1 protein-coding gene is annotated in these 2,643 nt (G+C 63.9%); it reads right to left on the bottom strand.

The genetic code is table 11. The features are described 5' to 3' along the window. A partial coding sequence (locus VTU_RS33520) for an Ig-like domain-containing protein (protein ID WP_010102387.1) occupies positions 1-2,643 on the bottom strand: 2,643 nt, incomplete at both ends.

Here is a 2,643-nt window from a genome sequence, read left to right as displayed (position 1 = left end):
GCGGTCCAGGTTTTGCCATGGTCATTGGTCGTGAGATCGCCCAATGTGCCGTTGGCATCGGTGAGCACGATGTCAGCGCGCGTGAAGTCGGTGACGGGCTCGTTGAAGACGATGGTGACGGTCGTTGTTTCGCCGGCGATGAGACGGGTGTCGGCCAGCGTGATCGTGGCGCTGGGCCGCAGGGTGTCCACGGTGTAGTTGGCGCTGCTGGCGGTGCTGACACCGGCGTTGCCTGCGGTGTCGGTCACGCCGGTGAGGTTGACGCTGATGGTGTTGGTCGCGTCGTTGACGTTGGCCGCAGGCGTGAAGGTGGCGGTCCAGGTTTTGCCGTCGGCATTCGCCGTGAGCGGGCCCAGCGTGCCGTTGGCATCGGTGAGCACGATGTCCTCGCGTGTGAAGTCGGTGACGGGCTCGCTGAAGGCGAAGGTGACGGTGGTGGTCTCGCCGATGGTGAGCGCGCTGTCGGCCAGGGTGATCGTGGCGGTGGGGCGCACGAGGTCAAAGTCGAAGAGGACGTCACGGAAATACATCTCCACGTGCTGACCCGTGTTGCCCGCGACATCGGTGATGCCGCGCAGGTTAAGGCTGATGGCATGGCCGGTCGATGAATCGCCGGAAGTCGGGGCAGTGAGCGTGAATTTCCAGGTAATGCCGTCGGTGGTGCGCAGGTCGGACAGTGTGCCGACACTGGCATTGGACATGAAGCCTAGGTCATTCAGGGTGAAGTCGTCCCGATTGAGCGCTTCGGAGAAGGTGAGGGTGACGGTGGTTGATTCGCCGGCGCAGAGCTTGGGGTCCTCGATGGTGAGGTTGGTCGGAGTGGGTCGCTTGGTATCGATGGAGTAGTTGGCGCTGGTGGCGGTGGCGGTGCCGGTGTTGCCAGCGACGTCGGTGACACCGCTGAGGTTCACGCGGATGGTGTTCGCCGCGGCGTGGACGTTGGCCGTGGGCGTCAAGGTGGCCGTCCAGGTTCTGCCGTTGTCATGGGTCGTGAGGTCACCCAATGTGCCGTTTGCGAGCACGATGTCATCGCGCGTGAAGCCGGTGACGGTCTCGCTGAAGGCGAAGGTCACGGTGGTGGTTTCGTCCGCGGTGAGCGCGCTGTCGGCCAGGGTGATCGTGACGGTGGGCCGAACGAGGTCAATGTCGTAGAGGACGTTATCGAAATACGTCGATCCGGACTGACCCGTGTTGCCCGCGGCATCGGTCACGGCCGTCGTAAGCACGCTGAGGTAATTGCCGGTCGATGAGGCGCCGGTAGTCGGGGCAGTGAGCGTGTACTGCCAAGTCATGCCGTCGGTGGGACGCAGGTCGGACAATGTGCCTGCGCTGGAATTGGCGGTGAGATCGCGGGTAAAGCCAAGCTGTTCCAGAGTGAGACTGTCCCGATTGAGCGCTTCGGAGAAGGTGAGGGTGACGGTGGTTGATTCGCCGGCGCAGAGCTTGGGGTCAGCGATGGTGATGGAGGTCGGAAAGGGCCGCTTGGTATCGATGGAGTAGTTGGCGCTGGTGGCGAAGCCGGTACCGGCGTTGCCTGCGGCGTCGGTCACGCCAGCCTGGTTGACGCCGATGGTGTTGCTGCTGTCCTCGACGTCGGCCGTGGGCGTGAAGGTGGCGGTCCAGGTTTTGCCGTTGTCATGGGTCGTGGGGTCGCCCAATGTGCCGTTGGCATCGGTGAGCACGATGTCAGCGCGCGTGAAGCCGGTGACGGTCTCGTTGAAGACGATGCTCACGGTCGTTGTTTCGCCGGCGATGAGGCGGGTGTCGGCGAGTGTGATCGTGGCGCTGGGCCGCAGGGTGTCCACGGTGTAGTTGGCGCTGCTGGCGGTGCCGACACCGGCGTTGCCTGCGGTGTCGGTCACGCCCGTGAGGTTGACGCTGATGGTGTTGGTCGTATCGCTGAGGCTGGCCGTGGGCGTGAAGATGGCGGTCCAGGTTTTGCCGTCGGCATGGGCCGTGAGCGGGCCCAATGTGCCGTTGGCATTGGTGAGCACGATGTCCTCGCGCGTGAAGTCGGTGACGGGCTCGCTGAAGACGAAGGTGACGGTGGTGGTTTCGCCGACGGTGAGCGCGGTGTCGGCCAGGGTGATCGTGGCGGTGGGCCGAACGAGGTCAATGTCGTAGAGGGGGACATCGAAATACGTCGTTTCGGTCCGACTCCCGTTGCCTGCGACATCGGTCACGGTACTCGTCATATTCACGCAGAGGTAATTGCCGGTCGATGAGGCGCCGGTAGTCGGGGCCGTCAGCGTGAACTGCCAAGTCATGCCGTTGGTGGTACGCAGGTCGGACAATGTGCCGGGATTGGCGGCGGCGGTGGCGGCAGAGCGAATGCGCGCCAGAGTGAAACTGTCCTGATTGAGCGCTTCGGAGAAGGTGAGGGTGACGGTGGTTGATTCGCCGGCGCAGAGCTTGGGGTCCTCGATGGTGAGGTTGGTCGGAGTGGGCCGCTTGGTATCGATGGAGTAGTTGGCGCTGCTGGCGGAGCCGGTACCGGCGGTGCCTGCGGCGTCGGTCACGCCAGCCAGGTTCACGCCGATGGTGTTGCTGTTGTCCTCGACGTTGGCCGTGGGCGTGAAGGTGGCGATCCAGGTTTTTCCGTTGTCAGGGGTCGTGGGGTTGCTCAATGTGCCGTTGGCATCG

The organism is Verminephrobacter aporrectodeae subsp. tuberculatae At4 (assembly GCF_000193225.1).
In the GTDB taxonomy this organism is placed as follows: Bacteria; Pseudomonadota; Gammaproteobacteria; order Burkholderiales; family Burkholderiaceae_C; genus Acidovorax; species Acidovorax aporrectodeae.
The sequence above is the reverse complement of the archived record's forward strand: the minus strand, read 5'-3'. Positions and strand labels throughout refer to the sequence as shown.